The organism is Rossellomorea oryzaecorticis, from assembly GCF_045897515.1.
Classification (GTDB): Bacteria; Bacillota; Bacilli; order Bacillales; family Bacillaceae_B; genus Rossellomorea; species Rossellomorea enclensis.
This window is the reverse complement of the sequence record NZ_JBJOSA010000004.1, coordinates 145,960-160,638: the sequence shown is the minus strand read 5'-3', so window position 1 is coordinate 160,638 and position 14,679 is coordinate 145,960. Positions and strand designations below refer to the sequence as shown.

General features: G+C 43.3%; 18 protein-coding genes. 10 read left to right on the top strand and 8 right to left on the bottom strand.

Features of this window, described 5'->3' with window-relative positions; translation table 11 throughout:
- Positions 1–143 precede the first annotated feature (143 nt).
- From ACKA06_RS06835 to ACKA06_RS06825, 3 genes are all read left to right on the top strand, one after another.
- Positions 144–230 (top strand): YjcZ family sporulation protein, encoded by an 87-nt coding sequence (locus ACKA06_RS06835; RefSeq protein ID WP_032089275.1) that lies wholly within the window; start codon positions 144–146, stop codon positions 228–230.
- An 87-nt stretch (positions 231–317) separates the two neighbouring features.
- Positions 318–401, top strand: a complete 84-nt coding sequence (locus ACKA06_RS06830) for a YjcZ family sporulation protein (RefSeq protein ID WP_032089274.1) — start codon at positions 318–320, stop codon at positions 399–401.
- Positions 402–529: 128 nt separating this feature from the next.
- Positions 530–616 (top strand): YjcZ family sporulation protein, encoded by an 87-nt coding sequence (locus ACKA06_RS06825; RefSeq protein ID WP_032089273.1) that lies wholly within the window; start codon positions 530–532, stop codon positions 614–616.
- Positions 617–956: 340 nt separating this feature from the next.
- On the opposite strand, the gene ACKA06_RS06820 is transcribed toward ACKA06_RS06825, so the two are convergent.
- The 4 genes from ACKA06_RS06820 to ACKA06_RS06805 all read right to left on the bottom strand — a co-directional run bounded on the left by ACKA06_RS06820 (position 957) and on the right by ACKA06_RS06805 (position 3,754).
- Positions 957–1,136 (bottom strand): hypothetical protein, encoded by a 180-nt coding sequence (locus tag ACKA06_RS06820; protein WP_032089272.1) that lies wholly within the window; start codon positions 1,134–1,136, stop codon positions 957–959.
- A gap of 207 nt (positions 1,137–1,343) precedes the next feature.
- Positions 1,344–1,763, bottom strand: a complete 420-nt coding sequence (locus ACKA06_RS06815; protein WP_232353812.1) for a DUF3267 domain-containing protein — start codon at positions 1,761–1,763, stop codon at positions 1,344–1,346.
- Between the two features lie 444 nt (positions 1,764–2,207).
- Positions 2,208–2,783 (bottom strand): HTH-type transcriptional regulator Hpr, encoded by a 576-nt coding sequence (locus ACKA06_RS06810; RefSeq protein ID WP_058298182.1) that lies wholly within the window; start codon positions 2,781–2,783, stop codon positions 2,208–2,210.
- Positions 2,784–3,388: 605 nt separating this feature from the next.
- A complete protein-coding gene (locus tag ACKA06_RS06805) occupies positions 3,389–3,754 on the bottom strand; it encodes a YtxH domain-containing protein (RefSeq protein ID WP_411159326.1) in 366 nt (121 codons plus the stop codon).
- Between the two features lie 155 nt (positions 3,755–3,909).
- Between ACKA06_RS06805 and ACKA06_RS06800 the strand changes: the two genes are divergently transcribed.
- Positions 3,910–4,101 carry a hypothetical protein gene (locus ACKA06_RS06800; RefSeq protein WP_032089268.1) on the top strand — a complete coding sequence of 64 codons (192 nt, stop codon included), beginning with the start codon at positions 3,910–3,912 and terminating at the stop codon, positions 4,099–4,101.
- Positions 4,102–4,324: 223 nt separating this feature from the next.
- On the opposite strand, the gene ACKA06_RS06795 is transcribed toward ACKA06_RS06800, so the two are convergent.
- Together ACKA06_RS06795 and ACKA06_RS06790 are read right to left on the bottom strand one after the other, a co-directional pair.
- Positions 4,325–4,861, bottom strand: coding sequence for a tryptophan transporter (locus ACKA06_RS06795; RefSeq protein ID WP_411159325.1), 537 nt, complete (start codon positions 4,859–4,861; stop codon positions 4,325–4,327).
- A 464-nt stretch (positions 4,862–5,325) separates the two neighbouring features.
- The gene (locus tag ACKA06_RS06790; protein WP_032089266.1) at positions 5,326–5,748 is read right to left on the bottom strand and encodes an HIT family protein; all 423 of its coding nucleotides are present in this window, start codon (positions 5,746–5,748) and stop codon (positions 5,326–5,328) included.
- 708 nt (positions 5,749–6,456) lie between these two features.
- Here ACKA06_RS06790 and ACKA06_RS06785 point away from each other — a divergent pair.
- Genes ACKA06_RS06785 through ACKA06_RS06775 form a run of 3 tightly spaced genes read left to right on the top strand, consistent with a single transcriptional unit; the run spans position 6,457 to position 9,188 of the window.
- Entirely contained in the window at positions 6,457–7,200 is a 744-nt protein-coding gene (locus tag ACKA06_RS06785; RefSeq protein ID WP_032089265.1) for an ABC transporter ATP-binding protein, read from the top strand.
- The gene (locus ACKA06_RS06780; RefSeq protein ID WP_411159324.1) at positions 7,190–8,422 is read left to right on the top strand and encodes an ABC transporter permease; all 1,233 of its coding nucleotides are present in this window, start codon (positions 7,190–7,192) and stop codon (positions 8,420–8,422) included. Before ACKA06_RS06785 ends, ACKA06_RS06780 begins: the two co-directional genes overlap by 11 nt.
- Positions 8,423–8,480: 58 nt before the next feature.
- Positions 8,481–9,188 (top strand): EcsC family protein, encoded by a 708-nt coding sequence (locus ACKA06_RS06775; RefSeq protein WP_032089264.1) that lies wholly within the window; start codon positions 8,481–8,483, stop codon positions 9,186–9,188.
- Positions 9,189–9,218: 30 nt separating this feature from the next.
- Here ACKA06_RS06775 and ACKA06_RS06770 read toward each other — a convergent pair whose 3' ends face one another.
- The gene (locus ACKA06_RS06770) at positions 9,219–10,424 is read right to left on the bottom strand and encodes a M20 metallopeptidase family protein (RefSeq protein WP_411159323.1); all 1,206 of its coding nucleotides are present in this window, start codon (positions 10,422–10,424) and stop codon (positions 9,219–9,221) included.
- A 103-nt stretch (positions 10,425–10,527) separates the two neighbouring features.
- Here ACKA06_RS06770 and ACKA06_RS06765 point away from each other — a divergent pair, with 103 nt between their 5' ends.
- Positions 10,528–11,142 carry a phosphatase PAP2 family protein gene (locus tag ACKA06_RS06765; RefSeq protein WP_052011663.1) on the top strand — a complete coding sequence of 205 codons (615 nt, stop codon included), beginning with the start codon at positions 10,528–10,530 and terminating at the stop codon, positions 11,140–11,142.
- 27 nt (positions 11,143–11,169) lie between these two features.
- Here the strand turns inward: ACKA06_RS06765 and ACKA06_RS06760 are convergent, their stop codons facing one another.
- Positions 11,170–12,564 carry a hypothetical protein gene (locus ACKA06_RS06760; RefSeq protein WP_032089263.1) on the bottom strand — a complete coding sequence of 465 codons (1,395 nt, stop codon included), beginning with the start codon at positions 12,562–12,564 and terminating at the stop codon, positions 11,170–11,172.
- 229 nt (positions 12,565–12,793) lie between these two features.
- On the opposite strand from ACKA06_RS06760, the gene liaF reads away from it, so the two are divergent.
- Positions 12,794–13,600, top strand: a complete 807-nt coding sequence (gene liaF / locus ACKA06_RS06755; protein ID WP_058298188.1) for a cell wall-active antibiotics response protein LiaF — start codon at positions 12,794–12,796, stop codon at positions 13,598–13,600.
- 36 nt (positions 13,601–13,636) lie between these two features.
- On the top strand, positions 13,637–14,665 hold the full coding sequence (locus ACKA06_RS06750; protein WP_231938026.1) for a sensor histidine kinase: 1,029 nt from the start codon (positions 13,637–13,639) through the stop codon (positions 14,663–14,665).
- Positions 14,666–14,679 lie beyond the last annotated feature (14 nt).

Sequence of the window (14,679 nt, the reverse complement as noted above, 5' to 3'; positions counted from 1 at the left end):
TTCTACAACCCATACTATATCACACTTTTTCCATGAAAAAAAATATTTTCCAAACTTAAGATGATAAAAATGGGCATTTTACACACCCATTTCCCAGGTTCATTCATATGATAAAAACGAATAGAGAAAAGGAGGTAATAAATATGAGCTGTGGATACAATTCAGGATTCGCTTTGATCGTAGTGCTGTTCATCTTATTAATCATCGTTGGTGCCGCGTATCTATATTAAAAAAAATTAGAAATATGACAAAAGCCTAAAACAAAAGGCGACTAACTTGAATAAGATAAATTAGCGCTTCAAAGGAGGTGGAAAGTTATGGGTAACGCATACGGCGGAGGTTTCGCGTTAATTGTTGTACTATTCATCTTGTTAATCATTGTAGGTGCAGCTTGGCTATAATTTAGCCTCGGGATAGTGCAGTGTTACACCGGATAAGAACAAATAGGAGGGGCGTACTTTTAGGAAGGAAGCCCCTTTTCCTAATTCTTTTCACCGGTGCTTTCCATAAATGAAAGGAGGAGCACATTATGTCTGGTGCTTACGGCGGAGGATTTGCTTTACTTGTTGTGTTATTTATTTTGTTGATTATCATCGGCGCAGCGTACGTTTGCTAATCAATCTATAAATGTAAAAACCAGCCCGGTTTGAAATCGGGCTGGTTTTTTAGTGTGCAGTGGCTGAGCGAGCCGCCTCCGCATTTTTTATTGTCCGGCTGCAGGGCTTAGAGGCACATGTCATAAGCCAAACCGGTCATGAAGGCAAAGAACGCCTTCCCGACCGGTTCGTCTTATGCCACCCGCCTCTGGGCGAAGCCCTTCCGCATTTCAGATTGTCCAGCTGCAGGGCTTAGAGGCTCGAGACATAAGCTAAGCCAGCCAATAAGGCAAAAAACGCCTTTTTGGCTGGCTCATCTTATGCTTGTCGCCTCTGGGCAAAGCCCTTCCGCATTTCAGATTATGTATAAAGTATTTCTACGTATGAAGATACCAATAGTATGGTGATTAGAATGTTGATGGTTCTAAATACCTTTGGCTGGCGATCTTCAGGTATTTCTTTCTGCAGGCATAATGCGTTTGTCATCTTGTTTATATAGAACAAGATAAACACCGCAAAGACTAAAAACATGGAGATCATTCTAACCCCTCCCCGTTATCTCCTATAAACTATACGATACCAAAATATGAAACAGAATGGTAGAGCGAGTATTGCCGAAATATTGGTAATGAGTGAACATGCAGAGCATTTCTGCTGGTTTCTTCAGATAGGTCCAGCATGTTTAATCAGTAAAGGAGAAGGATGATCATAAGCCCTTGCCAGTCAGGCAAGGGACTATTATCATCCTTACTGATAAATGAGAATTTCATATCCGTCTTCATTCTCTTCGATCAAAGCATTCCGCGGTGAGTCCAGCAGTTGTTTTGCATAAATGAAATCAATGGCACAAATGCCAGAGTGAAATGCCAATAATATTGCAAAATAATGAGAGTAATGCGGGAAAATGATACATCCGTAAAGCAGGAGGCCGTTAATGACCAGGAATGGTGCAAACAGGGCCGCCATATACAGATATTTTGAAATCGGCCGATTGACTCTCAGGGTCACGATCGGAAGAAAGACCAGCTTACGGTCCCATCTCCACCTCATCAATTTCACATAAGGGAATATTGGCACCAAGTGAATGAGTTTATGCAATGGATATATGCTGATCAGTCCCAATAGAAAACCGGGCAAATGATTATCATAAAACGAACTCGAGTACATTAATGTAATAGGTACGTATATAAATGAGAATACCATCATCATGATTATTGATGAAAGTAAAAAGACTCGGTAAAAGCCAAATTGTCTCTCTAAATTGATTGATTTCCAACAGTGCATAAAAAAATCGCCTCCATAGACGATGGTTTTGTGTTTAATATGAACGCTTTACATACTTTATTACGATTATGGAAAAAAATCAACACATAATTTGAGATTTTTTTAAGGAAATATAAAGGAGGGAGTAAAGTATTTATGTGATATGTTGAACAAAGTCGGAGAAAAGCAAAAAAGCGGATGGATTTTTATATGTACTCCGCTTTTTGTTGAAATGTTCAGACTGATTAATCTTTTTGCAGGGGCTCTGGAAGTTGGATAGCTGCATGGCCCTGGGAATCAATCAATTACTGGTGTGCATCTAATATCTGATAGACAACAGGCGTAAAATTAAGCAAGTTCTTCGTTATTTTCAAATAGTTCATTCAGCTTTGAATTATCCTCACCAAATTCACTGTCGATGTTATGAAATGATTTTTCGAAAATCTCCATAAAATCATTACCGTAAATATTACGGACAACAGACATCATTTCTATCATTTCAGGGAATTTACCATATAGTTCTTTCAATGGGGCAACTCCCTGAAAGATTGAATGTGTCTCCGGTTTATAGTTTTTCATAAGTTCGAGCAGGATTTTTTCCCCTTTACCCGTAAGCTGGATGTATGTGTTCCTTTTGTCATTATCCCGCTTGGAGAATTGGAGCAGTTCCCGTTCCTCGAGTTTTTTTGAAAAGTTGAATGCTGTTGATACATGCATGACCCCGAATTTTGCTACATCTGAAATCGATGCACCCTTAAGATGATAAGCAATCCAAAGGATATGGTGTTCGTTGATATTTAAATCATAAGGCTTGATCCATTGCTGCCAGTCTTTTTCAATGGCTTTCCACAGAGCTTTGCTCAGCTGTGCCATGCGTTGACTGAAGATGATCGCCTCTTTCAATGAATATTCTCTTTCTTCCATCCCTTACACCCACTTTGTTAGAAAATCTTTTTCTTTGTTTGCGCATGCCCCTTATTCTTACTTTAACAGCTACCGATTATAAGAAAGCGCTTTTATATTATTATGCCAATAAAATAAAAATTAATAAAGGATAAATTGACAAAATTTTTTGAAGTATGTGTTTTTCTTTGTTATTGATCCTTTAATACCGCTATTGATTTCCGTGCAGGACTACGCTTTCCGCGGGTAGCCCGTGAGCCTCCTCGGCAAGCCTGCGGGAAGAAAAGCGGAGGGGCTTTGCTCAGAGGCGTGTGGCATAAGACGGATCGGCCACGAAGGCGTACTTTGCCTTCTTGGTCGGTTTGGCTTATGACATGTGCCTCTAAGCCCCGCAGCTAGACAAGTCTCACATAAGCTACTCATCCCGCAGGAGTCTTCGTCCTGCACTCCAATCAACCGCTGGATCCGGTAAAAAACATATTTGCAATTTATAGTTTGTGCCTATCTCCTGCAAGGATTTTTTTCTTTAATCCTAATATTTTGTTATGTAATGAGAAAGAAGACCCTGGATGCATTGGTTTTTCATGCAGTGTTGAAGGTCTTCTTTCTTTGGGTTATATTGCGGTTTAGTTTTTGTTGGTGTTGTTTAGTGAGTTTTCTAGTTCTTCGATTTTAGTTTGGATGAGCTGGATTTCCTGTTGGAGTTTCTGGTTGTTTGGTTCGGTTGATGCCTGCCATTGTTTGACGGATGCCTGCAGATCTTTTGAAATCTGCTGGACGGTTTCTTTGCCTTCCTGGGAAAGGCTGCTTATGGAATCCTTAAGGTCTCCCAGATGCACTTTCATTTCTTCAAAAACCTCGCCCCAGTCTTCTTTCTTGCTTTTGATCTGACTTCTCAGTTCACGCCCGGAAGATGGGGTTGAAAGGAGTGAAGCGACACTTCCGACCACACCGCCGATAATTAATCCATAAGTAAGAGATTTTACTTTCATTAGAATCACCTCGTTATTCTATAATACTACCTTCTACAAAAAACATGTATAATCCTTTTCCCTAATGAAAAGGAAAGGAAACAAGTAATTTCATATCCCTATTCCATGCCGCATAAAATGAATGTTAAGAGGCGGAGCAGAGGAGGGGTGAGGAAATGGACGGGATCATTTTCGGTTTTTTTGCACTTAGCGGTGTACTGTTTTTAAGTATGGTTTATAATTTCATCGGAATTCAGAGGCCCGGTATGTATCCCCCTAAGAATATGTTGAAAAGGAGAGCAGCGATGCTTGGATCGGGCGGGGTGATTTCTTTCTTGATCGGCATCTTATTTTGGTTTGCTGCTTAAAAGAAAAGCAGAAGGGCTTTGCTCAGAGGCGGGTGGCATAAGACGGACTGGACGGGAAGGCGACCTTTGCCTTCTTGGCCGGTTTGGCTTATGACATGTGCCTCTAAGCCCTGGAGCTGGACAAAAGATAAGCGGAAGCGGCCGGTTCAGCCGAGACAGGGCTAAGATTCGGGGTATAATAAAAAAAATGCCTGTATTGCAGATGCAACACAGGCTTTTTATTTCATGAAAGTTGTTCAGAAGTTCTTACTTCTTTCAGGTTTGATCGTTGCAAAATGGAATGAATGATTGGATAAACGATAAACATGGCCCCGGCATTCACAAGTGTTGCAGGCAATACGACTGCTGCAAACAATGCAAAGAATGCTCCTGGAAGTCCTACGATTACATATGCCGAAAGAAGGAATATACTTCCGGATACAAGGGTACCGGCCGCAGTCAGTACGGAAGCACCTATGACTGAACGAGTGACCTTTTGGGTAGCCAGGAATAATCCGTAGAACACAAAGGCTGTGATTGGTTTATCAATCAGGTTTGGTAGGAATCCGCCTGGAAATTGGGTCGTCAATCCTGAGATTACTCCTGTCAGCACTCCAAGCAGTAATACATTCTTTTTGGCTGGGAACAGGATGATCCCCAAGAACATCATGGTAAGCATCATATCAGGTTTCATTCCAAGGAAGAATCCAGGGATGACCGTATGCAGGACGGCTCCGATCCCCACTAATAATGATAGGGATACTAATGTTTTTGTATTCATTTCTCATCTCTCCTCAACTAATCTAACTTTTGTCCCCTCCTGATGTGCACTCATTGCCATCAGCGAAAAGATATGTACATTATAACACAGGTGGATATTGTGTAAAAGAATTAATTTGTTTAACTTTCTTATTACCGCTATTGATTTCCGTGCAAGACTACGCTTTCCGCGGGTAGCCCGTGATGCGGGGTCTCACTTGTCTAGCTGCAGGGCTTAGAGGCACATGTCATAAGCCAAAGCGACCAAGAAGGCAAAGAACGCCTTCGTGGCCGATTCGTCTTATGCCACCCGCCTCTGAACAAAGCCCTTCCGCTTTTCTTATAAGCTACTCTTCCCGCAGGAGTCTTCGTCTTGCACTCCAATCAACCGCTGGCAACAAACATTAACCAATAATAATTCATACACGGTTCTTACCAAAAAGCACAAAACATCCGTAGAAATGTTCCCGGATGTTTTTCAGCTAATTATGAAATATGTTTTGAAATGGACTCTGCAATTCCTTTTAAATCATCTGTGCTGTAGTCATCGTTGTGTGTCTTCCAGATGGCTCCGAAGCCGTCTCCCTGGCCGTAGCGGGGGATGAAATGCATGTGGAAATGGAAGACGGATTGGCCGGCCTGCTCTCCGGTGTTATTCAATAAATTGAATCCGACCGGTTCAAATTCCGCTTTAAGGGCATTTGCGATCTTCGGTGCAACGGAGAACAGATGACTTGCTGTTTCAGCTGACAGTTCGTAAATATTTTCTTTATGTACTTTTGGGATCAGCAGGGTATGTCCCTTTGTAACCTGGCTGATATCCAAAAATGCCAGGACATGATCATCTTCATATACTTTCATTGAAGGGATATCGCCATTGATGATTTTGCAAAAAATACAATCGCTCACAATATTTCCACCTTTCAATCATGTGATTTGTTGAGTTTATTTTATCACGAATGGAAAAAGAAAGAAAAGAAAAGAAGAGACAGGAACGGTTTTCCTGCCTCTCTTTGAAGGGGTACTTCTAAAGGTTTATACGTCAAGTTTCCTTTCTTTGATAAACACCTCATTTGCTTGTCAGCGTAATCAGAGAATCCATCCGTTTAAAGAATGAACTTTTTGCAATGCGACCATCCCCTATTCTTTCAGCTGGTAGGCTTAAGACAATAGAAACTGTATGTGGTCTGCGACAAACACCTCATTTAGCTTTAAGCATGATTTGTGCAATCTGGAAAATGAATGACTTTGTTCAAAGTGACCATCCCCTTATCTTTTCTAGCTGAAAAGCTGTACAAGATAATTGATTTTAGTCAAAATGTTCTTTAACAAACACCTCATTTATCAAGTTTGTGATGAAATGAATTGGTGAGTGTGTCATTCACTATGGAAGACGACTATCCTTTAAGCCGCAAACAATAGTGAAATCGGTAAACTGGTCTTTAACAACCACCCCGTTTTACTTATTGCTGGCCCCTTCAAAGATTAGAATGTGCAGAAGCGGCCATATATATGAATACTAATTATTGGAATAGCTGACTAAATCACGATGCCTTTAGGACGGAATTTTGCTAAAATAGAGTCAAACCATGTAGAAGAGAAAGGACGTTGCTGCCCATGGCGTTATTAGAAATAGATCATCTTGTTGGAGGCTACACCCGAAAGCCTGTTCTGAAAGATATCAGTTTTTCAATCAATTCGAATGAGATTGTCGGGCTTATCGGCTTGAATGGTGCCGGTAAAAGTACGACGATCAAGCATATCATCGGGTTGATGGAGCCGAAGCAGGGGAAAGTTGCCATTAACGGGCATACATTGAAGAAAGATGCCGATCAATATCGGAAACAGTTCTCATACATACCGGAAACACCCATTCTCTATGATGAATTGACTCTCGAGGAACATCTTAAGCTGACGGCGATGGCATACGGCCTCACTGAAGACGAATATAATCTGAGGGTAGGGAGGCTGCTGAAGACGTTCCGGATGGAGAAGAAGCTGGGCTGGTTCCCTGCCCATTTCTCCAAGGGAATGAAACAGAAAGTGATGATCATGTGTGCCTTTCTTATCGAACCGAGCCTGTATATTATCGATGAGCCGTTTGTTGGTCTGGACCCGCTCGCCATCCAGTCATTATTGGATTGGATGGAAGAAATGAAAAAGAGCGGTGCCGGCATTTTAATGTCGACACACATCCTCGCGACAGCTGAGAGGTACTGTGATTCGTTCATCATCCTTCATGAAGGCAGGATCAGGGCAAAGGGCACATTAAAAGAACTGCAAACAGAATTCTCCATGAGAGGCGCCACCCTTGATGATATATACATCCAGTTGACAAAGGAAGAATCCGATGATGAATAACGTGGAGAGTATCTGGAAGAAACGTGTTCTGGAATACAATCAGGAACTTCAGAAATATCTCAAGTACATGTTCAACGATCATCTGCTCTTTGTTTTGATTTTTGCGTTGGGCGGTGCTGCCTTTACATATAACCAGTGGGTGAAGACTCTTGATCCCACGTTTCCGGCAGCCTATATTATGGCAGTCATTTTGGGGCTGGTCCTTGCCTGGAGTCCGGTATACACCTTTTTGAAGGAAGCGGATGCGGTATTCCTTCTACCGCTCGAAAACAGACTGGGTTCCTATTTCAGGAAATGCATCTGGATCAGCTTCATGTTCCAGTCATATATCCAGCTCCTCATCCTTGCGGCCATGATGCCTATGTATGTAGCGGTAACAGGAAATGGTTTTAATAGCTTCTTTCCGCTGCTTGCACTCGTACTCGCCATAAAGGTATGGAATCTTTATGTAAGGTGGTTCCTTCTCAGGTTTCAGGAAAGAGAAGCTCACTGGATCGACAGCATCATCCGATTCCTGCTGTCCGGTTCCTTGATGCTGCTTGTGTTATCCGGATCATCCATTGTTTTAATACTGGCAGTGGCCGTGATCATGGCCGGGTATTTATTTTATTTTTTCAATGCAGCAAAAAAGAAAAATTTGAAATGGGATCTGCTGATTCATCTTGAGCAGCAGAGGATGCTGATGTTTTACCGGATCGCGAATATGTTCACGGATGTACCAAAATTAAAAGGGAAGGTGCATAGAAGGAAGTGGCTGGATTTCTTAGTCAAAACGGAATTCTCCCAATCATCGACCTTTAGGAATCTGTACCTCCGCTCCTTGGTCCGGACGAGTGAATTCTCGGGATTATACATCCGGCTTACATTGATCGGTGCCATCTTGATCTATACAAATCAGTCTTTTATAGTCAATATCCTGACCGCTCTGTTATTCCTGTATCTGACAGGATTTCAGCTCGTGCCGCTCTATAATCGGTTTGACTACAAAATTTGGGTACTTATCTATCCGGTTTCGACTCAATTGAAAAAGTCGTCGTTTAAGAAAGTATTAAATCAGTCGATGATGATCCAGTCATTCATCTTTTCCCTTCCGCTCCTAATGAAAGGTATGTGGGTCGAAGGAGTCATCATTCTCCTGGCTGGATTTATTTTCTCTTTATTATTCAGTCAATATTATGTGGATCAGAGGCTCAGAAAAATGGATGAAAGTATGTATCTTTGAAACCCCGGACTGTTGCTTGCGTATATAGGGTAGACAAAACCAAAAGGCGGGATGGAGAATGAATAAGGAAAGAGAAGAACTGGAATCCTGGAAACGTAAAATAGTTAAACGCTCCTCGGTATTTCAACGTGTTTCAAAGCAGGCTCAAAAGAAGATAAATCAATTCATTCCTGAAAAAGCCCATAAGATAATCACGGAAAGCATAAAGAAAATGGTTGAAGTCACCTTGAAGGGCAGTGAGTGGTCGAATTCGTCCAAAGCGGAGGTTCATCTTTCTCTGGAAGAAAGAGAAGCGCAGATGGAGGAAAGGTTGGAAGCCCACCGTAAAGCTGCTGTCATCGAAGGAGCAGGGACAGGGGCAGGAGGTATTTTTCTCGGGCTTGCGGATTTCCCTTTACTGCTTTCCATCAAGATGAATTTCCTGAGTGAATGCTCCGCCATCCACGGCCTGGATGTAAAGAAATATGAAGAAAGGCTGTTTCTCCTATATGTGTTTCAACTTGCATTCTCAAGCGATGAGCACAAAAAAGAAACGTTGATGGTGATCGAAAACTGGAATGAGAAAAAGGAAGAACTGAAGGACATGGACTGGCGAACTTTCCAACAGGAGTACCGTGATTATATTGATTTCGTAAAGATGTTCCAGCTCATTCCCGGAGTAGGGGCGGTAGTGGGTGCCTACGCAAATTATCAGCTTTTGGACCAGTTGGGAGAAACGGCGAAATATGCGTATCGGATCAGGTATTTTAATGAAAGTGGAAAATGAAAAAGATCGGCCTCGGCCGATCTTTTTGTATTACCTCCTGGCAGTGATTCCGGGCTCGGCATGTTTTTTCTGATAGTGCAGGGTGGCGGAGGCCAGAGTCTTGGCGGCAATCAGCAGCGCTTTCTCATTGATGTCGAACCTAGGGTGGTGATGGGGATAAAGTGTATCGGCGTTTTCAGGGGCCGCACCCGTGAAGAAGAATGTCCCTTTCACCCTTTCGAGATAATAAGCGAAGTCTTCTCCTCCCATTTGAAGTTCAATCTCTTCCACACTGTGTACTTCATCGATTTCTGCGGCAGATTCAATGAGAAGCTGAGTTTCCTCTGAATGATTCACCACCGCAGGGTAGCCCCTTTCAAAACGATACTCGTATTCACAGCCGAATGAGAGGGCAACCCCTTTTATGATCTGCTCGATCTCCGTTTCGATGAAATCCCTTACTTCCGGATTGAACGTTCGGACGGTACCGATCAGTTTAGCGCTGTCTGCAATCACGTTGAATGCATTATCAGCAACAAATGACCCTACTGTGACAACAGCCGGATCAATCGGATTTACCCGCCTGCTTACAATCTGCTGCAAATCGGTTATCAGCTGGGCACCCGCGACAATTGCGTCTTTTGTTTTATGAGGCTGTGCACCATGACCTCCGGAGCCTTTTATCACGACTTCGAATCGATCGGCTGCGGCCATGATCGGACCTGTCCTGAACAGGATCTTCCCGAGCTTTTCCGTTGCCCACAAATGAGTGCCGAAGATTACATCGATGCCTTCCAGGCAGCCGTCCTCTATCATCGGCTTGGCGCCGCCCGGAGCATATTCCTCAGCATGCTGATGAATGAGTTTGATCGTTCCCTGAAGTTGATTGCGGTATTCATTCAATGTCTTCCCCAGAACGAGGAGAGTAGCGGTGTGGCCATCGTGTCCGCATGCATGCATCACTCCGGGTACGGTCGACTTGTATTCCACATCTTTTTCATCCTGGATGGGAAGTGCATCAAAATCGGCGCGCAGCCCGACCGTTTTTCCCGGGAGGCGGCCTTTGATCGTTGCGACTAAACCGTTGCCGCCTACGTTTTCCCGGACATCGATTCCTATGTCACGGTAATATTCCGCGATATATTTGGCCGTGTTTTTTTCCTGGAAAGAAAGTTCAGGATGTTTATGGAGATGCCTTCTTATTTCTACCATTTCCCCCCATCGCTGTTCCAATTTCTGATATAATTCACTCAGCAAGTTAAAGCCCCCCTTATAATGTTGAAGATTTAGAATATTATAACATTAAATGGGAGTGAAAAATAACTTAATCTTAGACTATCCTAATGAAAGGAGGGATTAGATGAAAAAGGGATTTTACATAACCGGAATCATTACGTTCATTCTTTTTATGACGATTGCGCATTTTGTTTATTATGATTTGTCCATTCCATGGGATCCCTATTTGCTGGAAAACATGAATCATATGCGATTCATTGAGATCTTTTCGGTAATGGGGACTGAACTCGCTATCGGGGGAGGTGCCATTTTGCTTATCTTGTACTTATGGTGGGCCAAAAAAGATTTTCCGGGCATTTTAACCGTAGTGGTCGCCGTTGCAGGCAGCAATGTATTGAATAAAAGCATAAAGAATTTAATGGAAAGAGACAGGCCGCCGTTTCCGCATGGGGAAGAGAGTTTCAGTTTCCCGAGCGGGCATGCTATGGTCGGGATCGTGTTCTTGCTGACGGCTTCTTATTTTATCAGCAGGGAGTTTTCCTCAATCAAAGTGAAATGGGGCATATACATCCTTGCATCGGCAACAGCTTTCCTGGCAGGGATGAGCAGGGTGGTGGAACAGGCCCATTACCCTTCGGACGTTCTTGCGGGCTTTCTCATAGGCTATTCCATCTTTACCTTGACCACCTTCCTTTACGAAAAAAATCCATATAAAAAGGTCCGTCCTTCAGGTGCATAAACGCACTGAGGATGGGCCCTTTTCTTTTTACAGGATAAAAATGGCCACTATGGTCGTGACGGTCAGTCCGATGACGACCGGCAGCATATTCCTCCTGGCTAGCTCGAACGGATCTACATTACAGATGGCAGCTACAGGAATGATGGCCCATGGTACAAGGGTTCCGCCACCAACCCATATACCTGCAATCTGGCCAAGTGCTGTAAGAGTTGCGACACCCGTGCCTATACTTTGGGCAAATAAATTTGCCACCGAACCGGCAAGTGAAATACCTGAGAATCCTGAACCATCAAGTCCGGTTATGGCACCGACAACCGTCAGCGTAACAGCCCCTACTGCCTTCGAAAGCGGAACGACTGCAGCAAGGGATGCGCCAAGGTCATTGACGATCCCGTGGGACGTTTCCGGGAGAAAATCCCCGATGATGGTCCCGAACCCGGCATCCCCCAAGTAGAAGAAGGCGGCAATCGGAATGACTGGACCGAAAACCTTAAATCCGAATTGAAATCCGTCTATCAGAAAACTGGTGGAACGCTCCAATCCTTTACCTTTATAAGCAGCCAGGGAAATGATCAACAATATAAAAATGGATGTTCCACCGATTAAAGCTGTCGCATCACCGCCCTGAAGGTCAAACGAAACCATTGCCGCAATGTTCAGTGCGAATAATAGGGGAATCAGAAGGGCAATACCATTTCTCCATCCGGCAGATAGCAGGTTTTTCTCTGATGGCGAGGGTTCATCCTCAAGATAAGTTGATTGCTCTACCTTTAAGATTCCTCTTTTCATATCTCTTTTAATAAAGATAAAAGCAGTGATTGTCGTGACAATCCCCATGACGATAACCAGCGGGACACTCGCTGCGATTACATCCCCCACCGGAATCCCCGCAGCATCAGCGGTAAGTTTGGGTGCTGCCTGGATGACATAATCCCCTGATAGGGCAATTCCGTGTCCGAAAAGGTTCATTGCCATTGCAATCCCAAGTGCCGGAAGCCCGACCCTTAGTGCCACAGGAACCAGGACAGCCCCAAGCAGTGCCACTGCAGGCGACGGCCAGAAAAACCAAGAGATAAGCATCATGACAATACCGATCGTCCAATACGCAAGTGCGGGAGTCTTAATGAATTTCGTGAATGGCCGGATCATGACATCATTGACCCCTGTTGCAGTCAGTCCCTTGCTCATGGCCACTATGATCGAAATGACAAGGATTGTCGACAGTAATTCAGTTATGGCAAATATGAAACTGTTAAAAACCGAGCTTATCGATCCGCTCAATGAACCGGTCGCAGTCAGAGCAATACTGAAGATCCCGATTATACATACAATTGTAGTATCCTTCCTGAAAACCATAAATAATATAATCAATCCAATAAACACCAAGTAGATCCAATGAAGAGCCGTTAAGTCGATCCCCAAAAGATTACCCCCTTCGCATATCCTTTCTCAAATTGGGTGAAAGCCCCAATCTGTACTATAGATTATGAAAAATGAATAAAGGTGTGAAACCGCATTTTTCGGTCTTGAGACGGAGAAGGAATCGGGCGGATGCGGCTCTTCTTCACCGTCAATTAGGATTAATATGTAGTCAGGAACAGGATATTTTATCCTTTTCTAGAAACTATATAGTGGTGAAGGTGGTGGAGAAGTGAGCAGCAGAGGAAGAAAGCGATGGTTTTTCTCGCTATTGTTATTAATAACCGGCGTTGTGCTGTTACTGTTGAATCTTGGTGTCATTTCCTTGGAAATAACGATGGATTTTGTCAATATCATCCCAATATTGCTGGTTCTGGTCGGACTGAAATGGCTGGTTGACAGCGTTTCGAATAAAAGTTTCGGTAAATTGCTCTTCGGCTTGTTCAGTCTTGTCTACGGCTCACTTATCCTTCTTGATAAATGGAATAAAGTGAACTTTGACTATGGGGAATGGTGGAAGCTTTGGCCGTTATTCATCATTGCAATGGCCATTCGTGTGGCAATGAATAAGTCTATGAATCTGACTGTTACGGTTGACCGCTCTTCAGATAGTGTTGAAGATACGGCTTTGAAGGGACGGAAGGAAGGCGGTTCAAAAACCCTCAAAAAAAACCATAGGAAAAATTTCATCATAGGGGAAATCAAATACTCTGAACCGAATTGGCCGTTGGAACCGATGAATTTTCAAAACGTGGTAGGCGATTATTATTTCGATTTCAGTAAGGCATTTATCCCGGAAGGTGAAACCCCGATTGTCATTAAGGGTTGGGTTGGAGATGTAAAAGTCATCATTCCGGAAGATATTCCGGTCGACATCGAGATTGATGTGAAAGTCGGAGAAGTGAAACTGTTTGATCAAAAGTCTGCTGAAATCAGATCTGATTTCTATTACCGGTCTCCGGGATATGAAGAATCAAGTAAGAAAATTAAACTGCTTATTGACGTTAAAGTGGCTTCGATCAGAGTGAGTGAAGTATAAGAGATGGGTTCGTGCATTTAGAAGGGAGTGGGAAGATTGGACCATACTTCTGCTATCAGAAATATGATCATTAAAAGTTTTTTTATGATGGCTGTCATGGCAAGCCTGATTTCTTTTGTCTCCCTTCAAGTCTATTTGTTTTTATCACATAATGACGGGGTTTCATTAAGTCTTTCAATTTACCTGACTCTTGCATTGTTGCTGATCCTCCTGTTGCTGAGTGTGTATTTCGGATTTCGTACAAGCTATTCACTTAAAGGACGGATTGATGATCTGTCTACGTTTGTCACGCTGCTTAGAAGCGGAAAGCTCTCCGCAAGGGTGAAATCGGATGAACGTGATGAGCTTGGGGTGCTTGCAGAAGAAATGAATCATCTTGCCACCTATATTCAGGAACAAGTGAAGTCTTTGCAGCGCCTGGCAGATGAAAAATCCGAGCTGGCCGAAAAAGCTCACGGGGCAGCCGTCATGGAAGAACGCCAGAGACTGGCCAGGGATTTACATGATTCGGTCAGTCAGCAGCTGTTTGCACTCAATATGCTTTCCTCCGCAGCCCTTAAAAGCATTGCGCACGATTCAGGCAAAGCGGAAGGGATCATGAAGCAGGTGGCAGAAATTGCTTCCAAGGCACAGGGAGAAATGAGGGCGCTGCTTCTTCATTTAAGACCGGTGGACTTAAAGGGTGAAGATATTCGTGAAGCTTTAATCACTCTCATCAGGGAATTGAAGGAAAAGACGCAGCTTGAAATCGAATCAAGATTCGAGGGAATGGAAAATCTCACAAAAGGGACAGAAACACATCTGTTCAGGATCATCCAAGAAAGCCTTTCAAATATCCTAAGGCACTCAAAAGCAACCAGGGTTGTAATCACGACGGAGAAAAAAGAGGGCTTCCTGACGCTTTATATAAGTGATAACGGTATAGGGTTCAATCCTGTAGAAAGTAAAATGACTTCTTATGGACTACAAACGATGAAAGAAAGAGCTGAAGAAATAGGGGGACACTTTCAAATCAGGTCGAAAGAAAGCGAAGGTACATATATCAATTTGAGAATCCCGGTCTGATGAAGGGGGAGAGC

What these genes read in the sequence shown, in the direction of transcription:
- ACKA06_RS06835 (WP_032089275.1), top strand. Translation starts at nt 144, where the DNA reads ATGAGCTGTGGATACAATTCAGGATTCGCTTTGATCGTAGTGCTGTTC.
- ACKA06_RS06830 (WP_032089274.1), top strand. Translation starts at nt 318, where the DNA reads ATGGGTAACGCATACGGCGGAGGTTTCGCGTTAATTGTTGTACTATTC.
- ACKA06_RS06825 (WP_032089273.1), top strand. Translation starts at nt 530, where the DNA reads ATGTCTGGTGCTTACGGCGGAGGATTTGCTTTACTTGTTGTGTTATTT.
- ACKA06_RS06820 (WP_032089272.1), bottom strand. Translation starts at nt 1,136, where the DNA reads ATGATCTCCATGTTTTTAGTCTTTGCGGTGTTTATCTTGTTCTATATA.
- ACKA06_RS06815 (WP_232353812.1), bottom strand. Translation starts at nt 1,763, where the DNA reads ATGTACTCGAGTTCGTTTTATGATAATCATTTGCCCGGTTTTCTATTG.
- ACKA06_RS06810 (WP_058298182.1), bottom strand. Translation starts at nt 2,783, where the DNA reads ATGGAAGAAAGAGAATATTCATTGAAAGAGGCGATCATCTTCAGTCAA.
- ACKA06_RS06805 (WP_411159326.1), bottom strand. Translation starts at nt 3,754, where the DNA reads ATGAAAGTAAAATCTCTTACTTATGGATTAATTATCGGCGGTGTGGTC.
- ACKA06_RS06800 (WP_032089268.1), top strand. Translation starts at nt 3,910, where the DNA reads ATGGACGGGATCATTTTCGGTTTTTTTGCACTTAGCGGTGTACTGTTT.
- ACKA06_RS06795 (WP_411159325.1), bottom strand. Translation starts at nt 4,861, where the DNA reads ATGAATACAAAAACATTAGTATCCCTATCATTATTAGTGGGGATCGGA.
- ACKA06_RS06785 (WP_032089265.1), top strand. Translation starts at nt 6,457, where the DNA reads ATGGCGTTATTAGAAATAGATCATCTTGTTGGAGGCTACACCCGAAAG.
- ACKA06_RS06780 (WP_411159324.1), top strand. Translation starts at nt 7,190, where the DNA reads ATGATGAATAACGTGGAGAGTATCTGGAAGAAACGTGTTCTGGAATAC.
- ACKA06_RS06775 (WP_032089264.1), top strand. Translation starts at nt 8,481, where the DNA reads ATGAATAAGGAAAGAGAAGAACTGGAATCCTGGAAACGTAAAATAGTT.
- ACKA06_RS06765 (WP_052011663.1), top strand. Translation starts at nt 10,528, where the DNA reads ATGAAAAAGGGATTTTACATAACCGGAATCATTACGTTCATTCTTTTT.